Origin of the sequence: Bacillus timonensis (assembly GCF_004799755.1) — a bacterium.
GTDB classification, from domain to species: Bacteria; Bacillota; Bacilli; order Bacillales; family Bacillaceae_L; genus Ferdinandcohnia; species Ferdinandcohnia timonensis_A.
On sequence record NZ_SLUB01000034.1, the window covers coordinates 1 to 18,791 of the forward strand.

17 protein-coding genes are annotated in these 18,791 nt (G+C 37.2%); 7 read left to right on the forward strand and 10 right to left on the reverse strand.

Annotation, left to right across the window (positions count from 1 at the left end):
- Positions 1–120: 120 nt before the first annotated feature.
- The gene (locus E1I69_RS16235; protein ID WP_136380617.1) at positions 121–1,263 is read left to right on the forward strand and encodes an MFS transporter; all 1,143 of its coding nucleotides are present in this window, start codon (positions 121–123) and stop codon (positions 1,261–1,263) included.
- 226 nt (positions 1,264–1,489) lie between these two features.
- Positions 1,490–3,571, forward strand: a complete 2,082-nt coding sequence (locus E1I69_RS16240; protein WP_136380655.1) for a transglycosylase domain-containing protein — start codon at positions 1,490–1,492, stop codon at positions 3,569–3,571.
- Between the two features lie 385 nt (positions 3,572–3,956).
- On the opposite strand, the gene E1I69_RS16245 is transcribed toward E1I69_RS16240, so the two are convergent.
- From E1I69_RS16245 to E1I69_RS16255, 3 genes are all read right to left on the reverse strand, one after another.
- Entirely contained in the window at positions 3,957–4,577 is a 621-nt protein-coding gene (locus E1I69_RS16245; protein ID WP_136380618.1) for an NUDIX hydrolase, read from the reverse strand.
- Positions 4,578–4,593: 16 nt separating this feature from the next.
- Positions 4,594–4,860 (reverse strand): hypothetical protein, encoded by a 267-nt coding sequence (locus E1I69_RS16250; protein ID WP_136380619.1) that lies wholly within the window; start codon positions 4,858–4,860, stop codon positions 4,594–4,596.
- 109 nt (positions 4,861–4,969) lie between these two features.
- Positions 4,970–5,938, reverse strand: a complete 969-nt coding sequence (locus tag E1I69_RS16255; RefSeq protein WP_136380620.1) for a rhodanese-related sulfurtransferase — start codon at positions 5,936–5,938, stop codon at positions 4,970–4,972.
- Between the two features lie 234 nt (positions 5,939–6,172).
- On the opposite strand from E1I69_RS16255, the gene E1I69_RS16260 reads away from it, so the two are divergent.
- Both E1I69_RS16260 and E1I69_RS16265 read left to right on the forward strand, forming a co-directional pair.
- Positions 6,173–6,988, forward strand: coding sequence for a bifunctional hydroxymethylpyrimidine kinase/phosphomethylpyrimidine kinase (locus E1I69_RS16260; protein ID WP_136380621.1), 816 nt, complete (start codon positions 6,173–6,175; stop codon positions 6,986–6,988).
- Positions 6,989–7,145: 157 nt separating this feature from the next.
- Positions 7,146–7,391 (forward strand): helix-turn-helix domain-containing protein, encoded by a 246-nt coding sequence (locus E1I69_RS16265; protein WP_242634619.1) that lies wholly within the window; start codon positions 7,146–7,148, stop codon positions 7,389–7,391.
- A 40-nt stretch (positions 7,392–7,431) separates the two neighbouring features.
- Here the strand turns inward: E1I69_RS16265 and modA are convergent, their stop codons facing one another.
- From modA to E1I69_RS16285, 4 genes are all read right to left on the reverse strand, one after another.
- Positions 7,432–8,199: a molybdate ABC transporter substrate-binding protein gene (gene modA, locus E1I69_RS16270; RefSeq protein WP_136380622.1), complete on the reverse strand. Its 768-nt coding sequence runs from the start codon at positions 8,197–8,199 to the stop codon at positions 7,432–7,434.
- Positions 8,200–8,279: 80 nt separating this feature from the next.
- Positions 8,280–9,437, reverse strand: a complete 1,158-nt coding sequence (locus E1I69_RS16275; RefSeq protein WP_136380623.1) for an acyl-CoA dehydrogenase family protein — start codon at positions 9,435–9,437, stop codon at positions 8,280–8,282.
- A gap of 182 nt (positions 9,438–9,619) precedes the next feature.
- On the reverse strand, positions 9,620–9,955 hold the full coding sequence (locus E1I69_RS16280; protein WP_136380624.1) for a DUF2680 domain-containing protein: 336 nt from the start codon (positions 9,953–9,955) through the stop codon (positions 9,620–9,622).
- 106 nt (positions 9,956–10,061) lie between these two features.
- Positions 10,062–10,754, reverse strand: a complete 693-nt coding sequence (locus tag E1I69_RS16285) for a TerC family protein (protein ID WP_136380625.1) — start codon at positions 10,752–10,754, stop codon at positions 10,062–10,064.
- Between the two features lie 179 nt (positions 10,755–10,933).
- Between E1I69_RS16285 and E1I69_RS16290 the strand changes: the two genes are divergently transcribed.
- A complete protein-coding gene (locus E1I69_RS16290) occupies positions 10,934–13,078 on the forward strand; it encodes a GDYXXLXY domain-containing protein (RefSeq protein WP_136380626.1) in 2,145 nt (714 codons plus the stop codon).
- A 97-nt stretch (positions 13,079–13,175) separates the two neighbouring features.
- Positions 13,176–14,375: a M20 family metallopeptidase gene (locus E1I69_RS16295; RefSeq protein WP_136380627.1), complete on the forward strand. Its 1,200-nt coding sequence runs from the start codon at positions 13,176–13,178 to the stop codon at positions 14,373–14,375.
- A gap of 544 nt (positions 14,376–14,919) precedes the next feature.
- Here E1I69_RS16295 and E1I69_RS16300 read toward each other — a convergent pair.
- From E1I69_RS16300 to E1I69_RS16310, 3 genes are read right to left on the reverse strand one after another with little or no spacing between them, the layout of a single operon-like run.
- Entirely contained in the window at positions 14,920–15,639 is a 720-nt protein-coding gene (locus E1I69_RS16300) for an EcsC family protein (RefSeq protein WP_278186172.1), read from the reverse strand.
- 60 nt (positions 15,640–15,699) lie between these two features.
- The gene (locus E1I69_RS16305) at positions 15,700–16,929 is read right to left on the reverse strand and encodes an ABC transporter permease (protein ID WP_136380628.1); all 1,230 of its coding nucleotides are present in this window, start codon (positions 16,927–16,929) and stop codon (positions 15,700–15,702) included.
- Positions 16,922–17,662: an ABC transporter ATP-binding protein gene (locus E1I69_RS16310; protein WP_136380629.1), complete on the reverse strand. Its 741-nt coding sequence runs from the start codon at positions 17,660–17,662 to the stop codon at positions 16,922–16,924. The genes E1I69_RS16305 and E1I69_RS16310 overlap by 8 nt, the downstream gene beginning before the upstream one ends.
- Before the next feature lie 613 nt (positions 17,663–18,275).
- Here E1I69_RS16310 and E1I69_RS16315 point away from each other — a divergent pair.
- Complete coding sequence (locus E1I69_RS16315) at positions 18,276–18,701, forward strand: HIT family protein (RefSeq protein ID WP_136380630.1); 426 nt, start codon at positions 18,276–18,278, stop codon at positions 18,699–18,701.
- Positions 18,702–18,791 lie beyond the last annotated feature (90 nt).

Here is an 18,791-nt window from a genome sequence, read left to right on the forward strand (position 1 = left end):
AGATGTGTATAAGAGACAGTAGTAGTATACTATATTTTTGATATAGGGCTTTAACATTTTGACCTAAAATCTCCTTGATTTAATATGATCATAAATTTATACAGTGAGAGGGTAATTTTGATGGTTGTAAATGTTATTTTATTAATCGTTTTATTTTTTCAAACCGTAATGAATATGACTAGAGCGATTATCTCTTTGTATGCTACAGATTTGGGAGCTTCAACATTTGACATCGGTATTTTGACTGCTGTTTATGCATTTTTCCCATTAATATTTGCGATTCATGCTGGGAGGATTGCCGATAAGATTGGAGATCGGTTACCCGTTATAGCAGGACTAATAGGCGTTGCAACCGGTATGGCGATTCCGTACTACTTCCCTTCCCTCATTTCATTATATATTTCCCAGTTAATTGTAGGCGTTTCAACTATTTTTATAACTGTGTCTCTTCAAAATCTATTAGGAAACATCTCTAAGGAAAACAACCGTGATCGTTATTATAGTTATTTTGGAATGGCTGTTGCTTTTGGTTCAATGATTGGGCCGGTGATAGCAGGTTACATGGGAGAACATATTTCGTATTCATCCGTTTTCATTGCCTCCATATTTATCATTATTGTTCCAATCGTAATGGCAGTATTTATTCCTGTTATTAAGAGAAATAAAGAAGTGAAAAAAGTTAGCCTAAATTCATCTGTTAGCTTATTAAAAATTCCAATTTTACGTAAAGCATTAATTGCCAGTGCACTTGTTCTTTATTCAAAGGATATTTTCATCGCCTATTTTCCGCTTTTTGCAAAGCAGTATGGTATTACAACTTCAAGGATTGGTTGGATTATCGCAATTCAAGGATTTGCAATAATTTTTGTGAGATTTTTGTTACCTGCACTAACAGAAAAGCTTGGAAGGGACATTGTATTAATTGCTTCTGTTTTTATGGCTGGAATATCGTTCTTATTAGTTCCGTTTACAGGTAATGTGATTTTATTAGGTGCTTTAAGTGCCCTAATGGGACTTGGTTTGGGATGTGGCCAACCACTTTCGATGACAACCACCTATAATGCTTCACCAAAAACAAGGACTGGTGAAGTACTGGGATTACGACTTGCCTCTAATCGGCTGTCTCAGTTAATTGCCCCTGTTTTCTTTGGGTTGGTGGGTTCATGGGCTGGAATTTTTTCCGTGTTTTTTATTAGTGGAACGTTTTTGCTTGGCGGTTTATTTGCTATTAAGCCAGAAAAGAAAAGCAAACTAGCTTCATAGATGACGAAGGCCTACAGTATGAAGGATCGCTGTAGGCTTTATTTATGACAACATGAAACCCCCAATTCCCATCAATTTACTCTCCCGTATAACAAACCTTATAAAGTTCCTTTAAACTATACAACGTCATATTATATTTCTCTTATTCGAATAACTGTTATAAAATATAAGTTCAAGCATCCTAACGATTGGAGAAACAAATATGAAAGGTATATTTGAAAAAATAATGCCGTATCTAAAACGTGCCTGGGAATCTATTAAACGATTTTGGCGTGAAAAGCATCTGACAAAAATTTTATTACTGATCATATTAGTTTTTGTTTTAGTGTCCATGCTTTTCTTTGCTTTCATGGCAAGCCAAGCAAACGTCCAGTCATTGAAGGACGGATTGCGCCAAGCAACTGTTATTTATGATAAAGATGGTGAGGTTGCCACCAATATTGTGACAAATCGAACGGAAGGTGTTCAGGTTGAAGAACTGCCCGCCCATGTAAAAAATGCAGTCATTGCCATTGAAGATGAACGCTTTTATAGCCATAATGGCTTTGATATTAAAGGAATCATGCGTGCCTTTTTTAATAACATATTTGCGGGAAGAATCACCGGTGGAGGAAGTACCATCACTCAGCAGTTGACAAAAAATGCACTTCTCTCTCCTGAACAGACCTATAAACGGAAAATAGAGGAACTCTTTTTAGCATTAGAAATTGAAAAGCATTATTCCAAAGATGAAATTTTGCAAATGTACTTAAATCAGGTTTTCTTTGGAAATGGCTCATGGGGAATCAGCCAAGCTTCTAAAAAGTATTTTAATACAGATATTGAACATGTATCGATTAGTGAGGCGGCAATGTTGGCCGGACTTCTCCAAGCTCCTTCTGCATTAGATCCTTACAGAAATTACGATGGAGCAATCAAGAGAAGAAATACTGTTCTTTTGAAAATGCATGAATTAAAGATGATTTCTGACGATGAATATGCACAAGCAAAAAAGGAAGAAATCAAGCTTGAGGATGGTGGCGGTAGTTATATTCAACGAAACTATCCCTATTATGTAGATGCTGTTCTAGATGAAGCTATAAAAACATATGGACTAACTCAAGAGGAAATCCTTACTCGTGGATACCGAATCTATACGGAAATGGATCAACAGATTCAAACATCTCTTGAAGCTGTCTATAAAAAAGACTACCTCTTCCCAAAAGGGAAAGATGTGCTCGTCCAAAGTGGAGCCGTTATGTTACATCCTGAAACAGGTGGAGTACTTGGATTAGTCGGAGGCCGTGGTGATTATGTATTCCGTGGTTTTAATCGTGCCACCCATTTGCAGGCACAACCAGGGTCAACGATTAAACCACTAGCAGTCTATACTCCTGCACTTGAAGAAGGATATGAGGTTACTTCCGTGCTCAAGGATGAGTTGAAAACATATGGCGATTACACACCAGAGAATTTCTCAAGAACTTACCAAGGTGAGGTAAAGATGTATGAAGCATTAGAGGATTCCCTGAATGCACCTACCGTGTGGCTGTTAGATCAAATTGGAATAGATAAAGGACTTGATGCTCTTCGACGATTTGGCATTCCTTATACAGATGAAGATAAATACCTCGGAATTGGACTTGGGGGTATGCATAAAGGAACTTCACCATTACAACTTGCAGAGGCCTATTCCGTTTTTGCCAATGATGGAAAACGACCAGATGGACATCTTATTTCTAAAATAGTAGGACCAACCGGGAATGTGATCGCTGAACATAAGCATAAGACCACTCGAGTCACTTCCAAAAAAGTAGCTGATGATATAACGTCCATGCTTCTAAACGTAGTTGAAACAGGTTCAGGTAAGGGAACAAAAATCAAAGGAGTTGAGTTAGCTGGTAAAACGGGTTCAACCCAACTTCCATATAAAGATATAAATGGGACAAAAGATCAATGGTTTGTCGGATATACGCCTAATTTCGTTGGAGCTGTTTGGTTAGGCTATGACAAAACAGATAAAACTCATTATATTCAAGGAAGCAGCTCAGATTATATCGTTCCTTTATTTAGGGCAATGATGGAGGAGATGCTTCCATCGATGGAAGTGGATCCATTTGATGTTGTTTCGGTTAATGCGAAACTATCCGGACAAGAAGATCGAAAAACAATTTCAAAAGAAGAAATCAAAGAGAAGGCTGAAAAAGTGGAAGAAGCCTTAAAAGAAGAAAGTGCAAAATGGAAGCTAGTTCTGGAAGAAGCGAAAAAGGACATGAAGGATGTTAGTCAAAAACTGAAAGAAAAGGTACAAGGATTACTTGGAAACTAGAGTTATCTAAGAGTATTGTTCATTTGAGCAATACTCTTTTTATTTGACTATCCGATAGTCTCGATTTGGAGTGAGGCCACCCTCCTAGTATTTGGTGTTTCGTGGAACTCCACGGCCACTCGAGGGACACCGCCCTCCTAATATCTGGTACTTCGTGGAACTCTACGGCCATTCGAGGGACACCGCCCTCCTAATATCTGGTACTTCGTGGAACTCCACGGCCATTCGAGGGACACCATCCTCCTAATATCTGGTACCTCGTGGAACTCCACGGCCATTCGAGGGACACCATCCTCCTAATATCTGGTATGAAGTGGAACTGGATGAAGCATAAAGCCGTTAATCTATTACCAATGCCACTCAATAATAAACAAAAAGCCCTTATTTAGGGTTTTTCAATGACTTCTAAAAAATGTTTTAAGATTCCGGCTGTTAAGCCCCATATAACACGATCTTCATAATAATAAAAGCATTCATCCATTCCTCTTACCTGCCACTTATAATTCTCGCCACCAATGATATCGTTGAAGGGGAAGTTTTCTTCAGGTTCAACATGAAAATTCACTTTGAAAATTTGTGGTGGATTTGCCTGAAAAAATGACAATGGGACCGTAAACACCTCGCCAACTTCTCCCGGATTCGGGTGAATCTCATCAGGATTGTTTATCAAACCAACAAATGGATAAATAATCGTACCAAACGGTGATACAAAAAAATCTAATGGACTTACATCTGTAATCGCACTCTCTTTTATTCCTAGTTCCTCCATTGTTTCCCTTATCGCTGTATGTTTTTCATCCTTATCAGATGAATCCATTTTCCCGCCTGGAAAGCAAATCTCACCTGGCTGCCTTCTTAGTTGGCTTGATCGAACCTCAAACAGGATATGGACTTCATTATCTTTTTTAAGCAAAGGAAGAAGAATGGAAAAGCGTTTGAAATCACCAAGACCTAATATGGATGGAGTTCGATTTTTGACGACATTGACAATTTTATCGATTTCCATAGTTCACCTCGAATATTTATTGTTTTAAGCCTTTAAAAGCTTGAATAAATTCAATTGGATCTTCTTTTGTATGATAGGAGAAAACTCCTTGATTGGTATGGAGGTATAAAAAGCTTGTTCGGAAGGATACATCATACACATGTTCTAGTTGAAATTCATTTGTAGAAGAAAGGATTCTGTCTTCGAATAATCGTAGTTGATGATGTGTTTCAATAAATTTTTGTTCATTCCACTCAATTTTTCTTTGTATAACAATATACGAATGAGACGCAATAAATTTCACAGATTCTCTCCTTTCTTTCCTATATTGTACCAGAAAATGACGAACCAGGACTCCCAAAAGCATTATAGAAAAAACCACAGTGAACTATCATCACTGTGGGTCATCATTCTTATTGTTGAACTAATTCTTTTTCAAGAGCTTGCAAACGTTCAACTACTTCTTCCTCAGTTAAACCGTTCTCTTCTACATAACGGTTACGCGGATGAACACGACATTCATGAGTACAGCCTCTTAAATATTTATGCTCATTTTCTTCAGAACATAGAATTTGTTTATTACATTCTGGATTTGCACAGTTAACATATCGTTCACATGGTTCACCAGTGAAATGGTCTTTACCAACAATAACATGTTCTTTTTGATTTACTGGAACCGCAATTCTTTCATCAAAAACATAGAGTTGACCATCCCAAAGGTCACCTTGTACCTCAGGATCTTTTCCGTATGTCGCAATACCACCATGAAGTTGGCCAACTTCCTCAAAGCCTTCTCTCACTAACCAGCCAGAGAATTTTTCACAACGAATACCGCCTGTACAGTATGTTAAAATCTTTTTACCTTCAAGCATGTCTTTATTTTCACGTACCCACTGTGGTAAATCGCGGAATGTTTCAACGTCAGGTCTGATTGCACCTCTGAAATGTCCTAAATCAAATTCATAGGTGTTTCGTGCATCAAGAATAATCGTATTCTGATCTTGCATTTTTTCATAAAATTCTTTTGGACTTAAGTATTTACCAGTTAATTCACGTGGATTAATATCATCCTCAAGGCTTAAGTTCACAAGTTCGGGACGTGGTCTAACGTGCATTTTCTTAAATGCATGTCCATCTGCTTCATCAATTTTAAATACAATGCTTGCGAAGCGTGGATCTTTTCTCATTTCTTCCATATACTTGTCAGTTTGTTCAATTGTACCGGAAACTGTTCCGTTAATCCCCTCAGTCGCGACTAAAATACGACCTTTTAAACCAATTTCCTTACAGAAGGCAAGATGCTCTTTAGCAAATTCGGCTGGATTTTCAATTGTCACATACTGGTAATAAAGTAATACTCGATAAGGTTTTGTTTTTGTCATTATTTTTCGACCGCCTATCATTAATATTTGCAAGATATGAATGTGTCTAGGATCGAATTACACTTTTTCTCTTACATCAGAGTATTGTATCAAATTCTTTAATACTAAATCAACGTTTTATACCTTCCTTATATTGTAAAGTTGTTATTTCGGTTTTTTTCTTCAAAAATATATCTATTTTTAACAATTGATATATAATAATCATGTCAAACATTTCGGATGGGGGTTTCAAATATGAGTTTACCAAAAGCGTTAACAATTGCAGGTTCTGATAGCAGTGGTGGAGCTGGACTTCAAGCCGACTTAAAGACTTTCCAAGAAAATGGGGTTTATGGCATGTCTGCCTTAACTGTAATTGTTGCGATGGACCCAAATAATCATTGGAATCACCAAGTGTTTCCCGTTGACCATGATATCATCAAGGCACAGTTAGCAACTATTCTTGATGGCATTGGTGTTGATGCGGCAAAGACAGGAATGCTTCCTACTGTTGATATTATTGAAATTGCTGCTGATGCGGTAAAAAAGCATAATCTTCAAAAATTTGTGGTTGACCCTGTAATGGTTTGTAAGGGCGAAGACGAAGTCCTATTTCCAGACCATGCTGTTGCTCTTAGAGAAATACTTACTCCACTTGCAACCGTCATTACGCCAAATTTATTTGAAGCTGGCCAACTAAGTGGAATTGGTTCAATTACAACTATCGATCAGATGAAAGATGCTGCTGTTAAGATACATGACCTTGGTGCAAAATATGTACTTGTAAAAGGTGGCGGAAAGTTAAAACATGATAAAGCAGTAGATGTTTTATATGATGGAAATGAAATAGAGGTCCTTGAAGACGATCGTTTCGAGACATCATTTACCCACGGTGCAGGCTGCACTTCTTCTGCTGCGATTGCGGCTGGACTTGCAAAAGGATTAGATGTAAAGGAAGCCATATATGAAGCGAAGAAATTCATCACAGCTGCTATTCGTCATTCCTTCCAGCTCAATGAGTATGTTGGTCCTACAAATCATGCCGCACGTCGACTGTACGGTGATAACTAAGCTGTAGTAAAACTCTACAGCTTTCAAATCTTAGGTAATGAAAAACCTGCCTAGACGAATTTTAAAGATGATGGTAATATTGTGAATATCATAGAATAATAGATTGTTCAGTCCATGTATTCACTTGTAAAAAGCCATAGGTAAGGAGTGTGGAAATATGCCTAGGATTAACAAAGATATCGTTAAATTTTTACGCAAAAGAAACAACATGACTCAACGTGATTTTGCTAAGGCTGTCAATTGCAGCTTTGCGCTAATTGCTCTTGTCGAAGTTGGCAAACGCAGAATTACAAGCAACCTTGAAACGAAAATCAAAGAGTCTTTTAATTTAGATGATCAACAAATATCATCCCTTGCATCCATCGTTCAAGAAGTAGCAAAGGGCGTACATCCTTATATGTAAGTAGGAAAAAAGCAATTGGACATATGCGCCAATTGCTTTTTTATTGGATACGTGTAAAACCATATTCCTCAAATAGCGTTATAGCCTCCTCACTTAATAAATATTCATAAAATAGTGTTGCCTCTTTGACATGTTTCGAAGATTTGATAACTCCAATTGGATAGATAATAGGTGAATGGTATTTAGAGTCCACACTCGTGATGACTTGAATTTGATTAGACATTTGCGTATCTGTTTTATAAACAAATCCTGCATCGACATTTCCTGTTTCCACATATGTAAGTACTTGACGAACATCCTTAGAAAGAACAAGTTGATTTTCAATCGTATTCCACAGCCCCATATTATCTATTGCTTCTTTTGCATATGCTCCTGCTGGAACACTTTCTGGGATACCGATTGAAATTCGCTTTGCTTTTTTCAAATCTTCCACCGATTTAATATGTTTATTATTTTGTGGAGTAATTAAGACAATTTCATTACCGATTAAGTTTTGTTGAAATTTTTCATGAATTAGCCCGTTATCCCTTAATTCATTGAATTTCTCCAGTGACGCGGATAAAAATAAATCTACTGGTGCACCTTGTGATATTTGTTGGGAAAGTGCACCTGATGCTCCAAAATTAAAGGAAATATCGATTGTTGGATGTTTTTCTTCAAAGTTTTTCTTTAATTCCTGGAGCACATTTTGCATGCTTGCTGCAGCAGAAACAGTTATCTCCGCATTTTTAACATTTTCAGTTTCCTCAGGAGACCCACATGCATTTAAAAATAAGACAAGTATGAGTAAAAAAATGAATCTATACATAAAACACCTTCCCCTAGTTAGTATAACTAAAAGAAAAAAAGTAGTCACACATCGATTTTTTTATGACTACTTTTCACGTATTATTCCATTTCCTTAAAAGCTAAATCCGCAAGCTTAGCAATTGTCATATCGTCCATTGGTGGATTATGAAGACCTGCTCTCACATCGCGATAGTACCGTTGTAGTGGATTGGATTTATGTAGACTTTTTGCACCCACAATTCGCATTGCTTTATCAACTACAGAAAGTGCACTATTTGTTGCAATGTGTTTGGCAAGACCTAATTCTGGACCGAGCTGGCTCCGGTCAACGGTTCGATCCCATTTGTCAGCAATTGAGTACAATACATGACGCGCCTGAAGCAGCTCAGCTTCCATTTCCCCAACGACTCTTGCTACATTAGGTATCGTTCTTATCGGTCCCTTTATACTATTCGGAGAGTATTCATTTGCGAATTTTACTGCATAATTCCTTGCAGCAATTGCAATTCCTAGATAACATGCTGGAATATGTAGCATCCAGCCACTTGGTATTGCTTTTAATTCTGGGGTTAAAATTTCTACCAAATCATTTTCTTCTAGTTCTACATTTGTAAGAACTAAATCATGGCTTCCTGTCCCCCTCATCGAAATGGTATTCCACGTTTCTTCTATTGTAACTCCATCTTTAGAGCGTTCGACCAAAAACTCACCCACTTGATCTGTGCCTTCTACCGAGGCAATGACGCCGATATAATCAAGGACAGGGACCATGGTTGTAAATGATTTTCTTCCTGAAAGAATCCATTTATCCCCTTCTTTTTTAGCAGTTGTTTGGGGTTTTCCACCTCGAGTAGGGCTGCCCGTTTGGGGTTCTGTTGCAGCACGATTGTATAAGGCTCCTTGTAAAACCTGGTTTGCATAAGCTGAAAGTTTCTCTTCGTTCCAGCGCTTCTTCTCAAATAAATCCATGGTTGCCCCAAGATGCCATCCAATTGACAAAGCGGTTGAGCCATCCCCAACAGCAAGCGTTTCTTGCAACAATACAAAGTCATACAAGGAAAGGCTATCTTTCCCGCCATATTCCTTTGGTACAGAAAGACTTGTATAGCCTGTTCTTTTTAATTCCTCAATATTTAATATAGGAAATTCTCCTGTCTCATCATACTCCTGAGCTCTCTCATGAAATCTCTCCGCTAATTCGCTAGCCATTTTATATAAATGCTTTTGTTTCTCTGTTTTTATAAATGAAATGGGCATTTTCACCTCTCCTTTTTTCAAATCATGCTTACTAATTCAATATGTATATTATACTATTCCTATTTGAATAATTAAAAATAAATGCGCAAACCTGTGGTTGTGACACTTCATGAGTTCGTGATTACTTAATGTGAAAAGAAAAAAGCTAGACAAAACAGGTTCTGTTTTATCTAGCTCCTCGATTAATCATTATCGTTATTATCTTCATCATCATGATGCTTTTTATGATGATACATTGGGATATATCCATGTTCTTTTATTTTTTGGTAATGCTCGTCCAACCATTTAAGCTTTTTATCGGCTTTCTCTTTTGGAAGAACGCCATATTCAACATATTTGTTAATTATCGATTTCTTTGTTTCAAGGAGTTCAAGATAAAGCTGATCAAGTTCTTTCTTTTGCTGATCAGTAAGCTCTACCTTAGGTCTCTCTTCACTCTTCTCCACTTCAGCATCTGCTTGGAATCCTCCTAGAAGAAAGAAACTTAAAAGTAATACAAAACCAGTCATTCTTTTCATCTAAATACTTCCTTTCCTGTTATGTACAAATTCATTGTTAGTATCCATTATTATCCAAGTTTTATACATCTCGTCTAAAAAAGGTGACCTTGATGGCCACCTTTGTTTAAGATGCTTTTTGCTTTTCTTGTATAGATTGTGCTTTTGTTTTCTTCATCTTTGTTCCAATAAACACAACAGCAATAATCACGAGTGCTTCAAATCCATATTTGAACCATGGATTATCAAAAAAATCCTGGAGGAATGGTTCTCCTACAATCATTTTCGAAGCTGTCCATGCAAGTATGGCTGCACCGATTGTAACAATGATTGGAAAACGATCAATTAATTTAATAAACAACGTACTTCCCCAAACCATGATTGGGACTGAAATGATAAGCCCTGTAATGACCAAAACAAAACTACCATGGGCAGCACCGGCAACTCCAAGTACATTATCAAGTCCCATTAAAGCATCTGCAACAATTATTGTTCGAACCGCGGATCCAAAAGAACCTTTGGCCTCAATTTCATGCTCCTCTTGATCATCAACGAGGAGCTTATAGGCTATCCAAATGAGGAAAATTCCTCCAACGAGATGTAATCCAGGTATCTCGAGAAGCCATACGACAACTAAGGTAGCAGCTGCACGTATGATAATGGCTCCTACAGTTCCCCATATGATGGCTCGTTTTTGCTGGTTCTTCGGTAAATTTCTTGCGGCTAAACCGATTACAATCGCATTGTCGCCTGCTAAGACGAGATCAATTACTACAATTGCAAGTAGAGCTGAAAAAAACTCTCCTGAAAACAATTCCATAAGTAATTCACCTCAAATTTAGGTTCCCCCAAATTCTCATTTATCTTTTAAGAAATTGTTCATTAAAAATTGGTATCATAATTGGAAAAATATATTATAATCGTTACAACGATTCATTATTACAACATATAGTACTAGTAGAAAAGTTTTATTTTTCCTAGGAGAAACGGGGAGTATAAATGAAGAAGTTAATTCCATTCGGTTACTTTGCTTCGATTGTTTTGATTTTATCTGGTGTACTTTATTTTTTTGCTGCAAATTGGCCAGAATTTACACGTTTTGAAAAAGTGGCACTTGCAGTTGCTGCGATTGCTTTATTTTATTTATTATCAGCCCTATCCTCAAAACTCCTTTCACATCAAGTATTTTTAGGGAAATGGCTATTGGTTGCAGGTGCAATTTCCTTTGGCTTATGTGTTGCATTAATTGGTCAAATTTACAACTCTCATGCAGATAGTTATGTACTTTTCCTTATTTGGCTGATACCTGTGTTTTTGCTTGCGATTTGCACACGTTATGCCCCTTTATCTATATTAAGCTTTGTGCTTTTTCACCTTGCCTATTGGTTCTATATGAATCCCTCATCATACTTCATCGCCCGCACAGATTTTCAAGAGTGGCTCATATATCTCATCATTGCTGTCATTAATTTAATCTTATTTTTGCTAACCTTTACGCGATTTTTAACGAATCATTCAATTCGTTATTTGTCCTATACAATGACACATGCCATGTTAATTGGTATGAGTATTTTTGAATTGTATGAACCATATAGTGGTTGGACGAATGTATTGTATCTAGTATTTGCTTTCATTTCTTATTTCTATCTGGTTACAAAGAGAATTGATAAGTATATTTCAATCATCTTATTTACAATGGTTAGTATCTACGTGTGTACAAAAATCATTGAAATCCCGTTTTTATTCGGAGATGCAATTGGCTATCTTGGATTACAAATAATCGGATCTATCGCATCTATTGCCCTGATCATTGGTGGCGTTCTTCTCGCTAGACACTTATCAACTAAACACACAGAGACGCCAGTTAGTCAGGCTGTTAAAGGTATCTTAATCGTGATTGTCACACTTATAGGTTCCTTTATGTTTTCGATTAGTTTCGGTGGAGTACTTTTCCTTATATTTTCTAGTTATTATCCAACTGTCATTTTGAGTTTATTGTTTATTAGTGTAGGCTTATTTGTGAAAAAGCTAGGACCCTATGCCCAAAACACATTGCTGTTTATCGGTTTCTTCTCTGGTTTACTTGAGGCATTTTTCCTATCGACTCCCATTACGATTTTCTTTTTAATCGTATCTGTCGTGGTCACAATTGTCATGAAGGATGGAATCATTCGATTCTTAAGCTATACAACAATCATTGGTTGTTCCTTGAATCTTTTCCTAGATACATGGGGCCAATGGGTACACTTAGAGTTTGTGTTGTTAGGGTTTGCCCTGTTAAACGCAATCATCTATTATGTCGTTTATGTCGTTCGTTCAGATTCTAACTTAAAAAGAATTAGTTCATTCTATACTTTGCTCTTCTTTTATTCATTAACCTTTCTGGATAATTTGATATGGCAAGAGATTTTATATAGTCTAGTGTTCTTTATCATTACAACAACATTAGTCCTTTTCTACTCACGAAATGATGATGTATTTATGTTTCGAATGACACTTGTCTTTTGGATTGCGTTATTTATTTCTACCTATTATGACTTAGTTTGGTCACTTGTACACAAATCACTTTCACTTCTAATTATCGGGCTTACCTTCTTTGTCATCACCCAATTGTTTGACAGAAGGTCAGGTGTAAAGGTGATTGCAAATGAAATCGTATTTACAAAGAAGCAGTGGGTTTTGATTGGGCTCATACTCCTTCTCCAAATTGGATTTGTCGGGTATCAAATTGGAAGCAATGAATCACTATTGAAAAATGGAAAAGAGATAACTCTTGAATTAGCGCCAGTTGACCCCCGTTCCATGCTTCAGGGGGACTATGTTACCTTACGTTATGAAATTGCTGAAGTTCCTGAACTAACAAATGTTCATTCCGGAAATCGGGTTTATATCCTTGCTAAAAAAGATAAAAATGGTGTGTATCAACGTGAGAAAGTACTTACCTCCATTGACCCTAAAGAATATCAACTTGCTGAAGATGAAGTTCTGATTGCGGGTAAATACAATGGTTATGACGGTGTCATCCTTGGGATTGAAAGCTATTTTGTAAAAGAAGGAACTGGGTTAGACCTTCAACGTGATGCCAAACATGCAAAAGTAAAAGTTGCGAAAAATGGAAATGCAATCGTAGAAACCATTTATTAAGGAGGTATACTTGCCTCCTTTTTTTCGTGAAAAATACTAAAAATCTAAATAATCATGATATAATTTATTCGTACTACTAAGAGGGGAGAATCGGAAAATGTTACATAACCTATATGATACTTTAGATAATAAATATACTGAAATGGTTAATATCCGCCGTTATTTGCATCAACACCCAGAAGTTTCTTTTAAAGAATATAAAACAGCTGAATACATTGCCAATTTCTATAAAAACATCGGGGTCGAGGTACGCACCAATGTTGGAGGAAACGGCGTTGTGGCAAAAATTCATGGTGACAAATCAGGTCCTACGGTTGCACTAAGAGCCGATTTTGATGCACTACCGATTCAAGATGAAAAGGATGTACCTTATAAATCGACTGTTCCTGGTGTGATGCACGCATGTGGCCATGATGGACATACCGCTACATTGCTGGTTCTGGCAAAAACACTCCATGAAATGAAGGATCAACTCGCAGGAAATGTTGTTCTTATCCACCAACATGCGGAAGAATTCGCTCCAGGGGGCGCAATCGCGATGATTGAGGATGGCTGTCTCGAAGGGGTTGACGTTATTTTTGGAACCCATTTATGGGCAACTACCCCTACAGGAGCAATTGAATACCGTGTTGGTCCAATTATGGCTGCAGCCGACCGATTTGAAATTAAGGTTCAAGGGTCAGGTGGACACGGTGCACATCCACATACGACAAAGGATGCAATTGTGATTGGATCCCAACTTGTGATGAATTTACAGCAAATTGTGAGCAGACGAGTGGATCCAATTGAATCTGCAGTCGTAACCCTTGGCTCATTCGTTGCAGAAAATCCATTTAACGTAATTGCAGACTCTGCGAAACTTGAGGGAACTGTCCGAACATTTAGTGAGGATGTACGAAGTCAAATTGAAGTCGAAATTGAGCGAATTGTAAAAGGAACTTGCATTGCATCTGATTCCTCTTACACATATGCCTATCACCGAGGCTACCCCGCTGTCGTCAATCATAAGGAACAAACTGATTTCCTTGTGGAAGTTGCGGAGAATGTTCCAGGTGTTGTGCACGTAAATGAAACGGCACCTCAAATGGGTGGTGAGGATTTCGCCTATTATTTACAGCATGTTCCAGGAAGCTTTTTCTTTACAGGAGCAATGCCAGTTGATGAAGCAAATGCCTATCCACATCATCATCCTAAATTTGATATTGATGAAAAAGCCATGCTCATTGCTGCAAAAACATTGGGAGCTGCAACCTTGAACTACTTATCAATAGAAAAGTCTGAGGAAGCTACAGTATAAAAAGGACTTCCCGGACAATGCTGGCGATTTTTGCCCGAATTATGTATTTCTAAACACATCTTTAGTGACACGCTAGGAGCTTTTTTTACTAAAGCATGCACCGCTAATCATTTCTTGCGGAGCATGCTTATTGTTTTTCGGCTCTAGCATGTACCGCTGAACACTTCTTGGGGACATGCTTGCTGTCTTTCGGCTCTCGCATGTACCTCTGAACACTTCTTGCGGGACATGCTTATTGTTTTTCGGCTCTAGCATGTACCTCTGAACACTTCTTGGGGACATGCTTGCTGTCTTTCGGCTCTAGCATGTACCGCTGAACACTTCTTGCGGGACATGCTTGCTGTCTTTCGGCTCTAGCATGTACCGCTGAACACTTCTTGCGGGACATGCTTGCTGTCTTTTGGCTCTAGCATGCACCGCTAAACACTTCTTACGGGACATACTTACTACTTTTCGGCTTTAGCATGTTCCACGGATACCAACATTGTCAAAATAACAAAACAAACGCAAGAATGTTGTTGTTTACAGCATTCTTGCGTTTTAGCTAGTTGCTTTCTTTTAATATGCGTAATCGATAACAATTTTTCGCGGTTTCACCTAAGTGATCCAGAAGGTTGTAATTGGCATAAGCTCCGACAACTGCACCGATACCCGGTAGTAGTTGAAGCATTTTCACGAAATCAATATAATCGCGATACTCTTGTTGGAAAACTCGCCAATCCATTTCCGCAAGACGATTTTTTTCTTCCTCCCAATTCTCAATCACTTGTAAGGTTCTCTTTTTATGATCATCACTTGAAAAAGCAAGTTGAAACACCTGCAACAGGAAAAGGCGTTCCTCATAGTTTTTCGTATCAAATCCATGAATCGCAGCCACTTCAAACAAGAATTTCATTTTGATCGACAGAAGTAATGGGAAATCGGCCAACGATAATAGAAATCCTCCTGCTCCAGTTCCAGCCCCTTCAGCTGCAGCAGTTCGTCGATAAACGGTTAACTTATCTTCAATCAGTTTTTCTTTAACCTGTAACGTCATCCCTTGAGGATACTGTCCCTTCGTTGTATATTCCGAACCAACCAACGTTGCCTGAACCATTTTTTTAATACTTTCGGTAATGACCGTATGAGCTTTTTCAGGTATCAGTTCATTCACTTTTGTTTGTGCTTTTTTCGATACACGTTGGAGCATATTTGACTTTTTAACCAGCTTTTTGCGCCATTGAAATAATTCCTCTTCTACCGTTACCATATACGAATCGTTCATGCACCTCTACCCTTCTTTTCGTTTAGTATTTCTACGTGAATCCAAAGGAAAAGGTTTCATTTAACCATACATGCGATCCAGCTTATGTACTTTCCCTTTCGTATAAACAAACACAAATAGATAAACAAACACAATACCTATTACTAAGAAAGTGAGTGATGTTGTGATTTCAGCAGTTAGAAACAAGAGTATGGTAAATATAATAGACTGAACAACAAGTAGCTGGAATAATAGTTGTAAATAAGAGGTCATCTTCGCGGCTTCACTTACAGGGTATAAGCGAACCCAAATTTTTAAGCTATGATGTCTCCATAAAGTGATAAGCTGATAACCCGTTAAATAAAGAAACAAAATCATAACAAAGGCTTTTCCGTATTGAAATGGAACGAAATAAATGATCAATCCACCAATAATCGTGAGCCTCACATACATTCCTAAATAGTCACTTGTTCGCAAAAAAGTGCGTGTGTAAAGGTAACGAAACGTATTTTTCTTTGAATACGAAATTGACGCTGTCACCCAATTGAGCCATGGTCTTTTTTTCACCCGTTCCTTCAACTTTGGAACATCCGTGAATAAATTTGCAATGCGGTAAAAGGATAGCATTCGCTTCGATTCTAATTCGATTAATGTATTCCATTTCAGCCCTTTATTTTCAACTGACTTATGAAAATATAGGAGCAACCCTACCATGATGACAACCACACTGCCAATCACAAGAATCGATGCACCTGAAAATAATAAATACATGAGAACGATATTTAAAATAACGCGAATCACGATATCAGTATAATAGGTTGAGCTTTCTGTGTAATATTGTGTAAACCAGGTCATTAAAAGGTTCCAAGCTTTACACAATAACACAATCACGAAAATCCCCGCTAAAGACGAAAAGGTTTTATCTGTAACAGCTAGATACAAGGGTGCTGCTACCGCAAATACAATTAACAATAAATAGATTTGGGAGAATAAACTATACCAAAATGCCTTTTGAAAATAAGGCGTTAGCTTCTTTTCAATGGGCAATAAAAAAACGAGGTCGGGCTCTTTTACCAGGGTTTGGATACGACTATTTGTTAAAATAAACCCTAAAATGAACGCAATAATGATGGCATATGGAAAATCCTTTGGAACATCCTGCAGCCAATAATTATAATAATACGCTCCTCCTCCACCTAAAAATAGGAGGGCAATCAATAAATGGTCATTTAACATATAGCGTAAGTAACGGCTTATTTCCTTAAAATGTTGGGTTTGACGCTTACTCCATAATTCATTGATATCAATCATGTTCTTCTTCCTTTGTTAAGCTGATATAAATGTCATCAAGTGTGGCGTTCTCCATTTTAAATTGCTGCCTAAGATCCTCTAAAGTGCCAGAGGCCTTTACCTTCCCGTTATGTAAAATAATAAACGAATCACAGTACCTTTCAGCCGTGGCAAGAATATGGGTCGACATCAAAATACCTGCACCTTGATTTTTCATTTTGTTCATTAATTCTAATAAGGATTGGATACCTAGCGGATCGAGTCCCACAAATGGCTCATCAATAATATAAAGATCAGGTTCAACCAGAAAGGCACACATAATCATTACCTTTTGCTTCATTCCCTTTGAAAAATGAGACGGGAAGAACTTTACCTTTTTATCCATTCGAAATTCTTTTAATAAAGGTTGTACCCTTTCTACAAAAACTTTCTTGTCTAACCCATAGGCCATAGCCGTTAGTTCTAAATGTTCATATAGTGTCAATTCATCATAAAGAATCGGTGTTTCAGGAATAAAACTAAACATGGATCGATAGGCTTCCATATCCTCTTGAATCGTGTTTCCGTTGATTTGGATGGATCCTTTTTTCGGTTCCATCAGACCAATGATATGTTTGATGGTCGTACTTTTCCCTGCACCGTTTAATCCGATTAATCCTACAATCTCATTTTGTTTGACCTGGAAGGAAACATCTTTTAAAACTGGATTTTGTGTATATCCACCTGTTAGATTTTTTATCTCTAATAGTGCCATGGAAAGCTCCCTTCTTAGCATTTATATTTCTTTTAATCATATCAAAAAATGGTTTTTTTACATAGTTAAAAAGTTTGTATATCTTGACTCGTAAAAGCCATACTAATTCCTGAAGAGGGCAAGAAAAAAGCCTTGATGTTAATCATCTACCTGGAATGAGGTGTTTGTTAAAGACAATATCCTTGTTTTAGACGACAGCTTTTTAAACCTGTTATAAGGGGATGGTTACTTTGGGAAATGTGAGAGAAAGTGAGTTCATAACAAATTACCACTAACCACAAAATAACATTATTTTGTAAATGAGGTGTTTGTTAAAGGCTACCTAGTCGAAATATAAGTCGTAAAAAAGCTTATATCCAAAAGACAAGGGGATGGTCCGCTTGAACCACGAAATTGACTCACTCCATTAGATAAAGACTTTCATTACTAAAAAAAATGAGGTGTTTATCAAAGATACCGTTAACCTTTTAACGTAAGCCTTCTTCAGAACAGGGTGCATCCTTTGCGATTGCATCCTGTTTCTTTTTTGAAATGAATCATGAAAATTTTTACATCTCAAGAACCTATGATAAAATATGAGGTAATATTTGAATTTTGAAAGGAATGGACATTAATGAGTGATTGTATTTTTTGTAAGATTATCAATGGGGATATTCCAACTGCGAAAGTATTTGAAAATGAACACGTATTTGCTTTCTTAGACATCAGCCAAGTTTCAAAAGGACATACGCTTGTTATTCCAAAAGTACATAAAGAAAATGTATTTGAATTAACACCTGAAATCGCGCAGCACATTTTTGAAGCCGTACCATCCATTGCAAATGCAATCAAAAAAGAATTCAATCCGATTGGAATGAATCTTTTACAAAATAATGGTGAACAAGCTGGACAATCTGTTTTCCACTTCCACCTTCACCTCATTCCACGTTATGGAAAAGGCGATGGATTTGGCATCGTATGGAAGTCACATGAAAATCAATATACAGGTGAGGATTTACAAAACATCGCTTCCACTATATCTAAAGCCATCCAAAATTAATTGTTACAGACAGGACTTTTTAAGTCTTGTTTTTTTATTGCTATGTTAGCGTTTTCTTCACTTTTTTCAAAAAATTTCACTTTTTTTTTC

What these genes read in the sequence shown, in the direction of transcription:
- E1I69_RS16235 (WP_136380617.1), top strand. Translation starts at nt 121, where the DNA reads ATGGTTGTAAATGTTATTTTATTAATCGTTTTATTTTTTCAAACCGTA.
- E1I69_RS16240 (WP_136380655.1), top strand. Translation starts at nt 1,490, where the DNA reads ATGCCGTATCTAAAACGTGCCTGGGAATCTATTAAACGATTTTGGCGT.
- E1I69_RS16245 (WP_136380618.1), bottom strand. Translation starts at nt 4,577, where the DNA reads ATGGAAATCGATAAAATTGTCAATGTCGTCAAAAATCGAACTCCATCC.
- E1I69_RS16255 (WP_136380620.1), bottom strand. Translation starts at nt 5,938, where the DNA reads ATGACAAAAACAAAACCTTATCGAGTATTACTTTATTACCAGTATGTG.
- E1I69_RS16260 (WP_136380621.1), top strand. Translation starts at nt 6,173, where the DNA reads ATGAGTTTACCAAAAGCGTTAACAATTGCAGGTTCTGATAGCAGTGGT.
- E1I69_RS16265 (WP_242634619.1), top strand. Translation starts at nt 7,146, where the DNA reads ATGCCTAGGATTAACAAAGATATCGTTAAATTTTTACGCAAAAGAAAC.
- modA (WP_136380622.1), bottom strand. Translation starts at nt 8,199, where the DNA reads ATGTATAGATTCATTTTTTTACTCATACTTGTCTTATTTTTAAATGCA.
- E1I69_RS16275 (WP_136380623.1), bottom strand. Translation starts at nt 9,437, where the DNA reads ATGCCCATTTCATTTATAAAAACAGAGAAACAAAAGCATTTATATAAA.
- E1I69_RS16280 (WP_136380624.1), bottom strand. Translation starts at nt 9,955, where the DNA reads ATGAAAAGAATGACTGGTTTTGTATTACTTTTAAGTTTCTTTCTTCTA.
- E1I69_RS16285 (WP_136380625.1), bottom strand. Translation starts at nt 10,754, where the DNA reads ATGGAATTGTTTTCAGGAGAGTTTTTTTCAGCTCTACTTGCAATTGTA.
- E1I69_RS16290 (WP_136380626.1), top strand. Translation starts at nt 10,934, where the DNA reads ATGAAGAAGTTAATTCCATTCGGTTACTTTGCTTCGATTGTTTTGATT.
- E1I69_RS16295 (WP_136380627.1), top strand. Translation starts at nt 13,176, where the DNA reads ATGTTACATAACCTATATGATACTTTAGATAATAAATATACTGAAATG.
- E1I69_RS16300 (WP_278186172.1), bottom strand. Translation starts at nt 15,639, where the DNA reads ATGAACGATTCGTATATGGTAACGGTAGAAGAGGAATTATTTCAATGG.
- E1I69_RS16305 (WP_136380628.1), bottom strand. Translation starts at nt 16,929, where the DNA reads ATGATTGATATCAATGAATTATGGAGTAAGCGTCAAACCCAACATTTT.
- E1I69_RS16310 (WP_136380629.1), bottom strand. Translation starts at nt 17,662, where the DNA reads ATGGCACTATTAGAGATAAAAAATCTAACAGGTGGATATACACAAAAT.
- E1I69_RS16315 (WP_136380630.1), top strand. Translation starts at nt 18,276, where the DNA reads ATGAGTGATTGTATTTTTTGTAAGATTATCAATGGGGATATTCCAACT.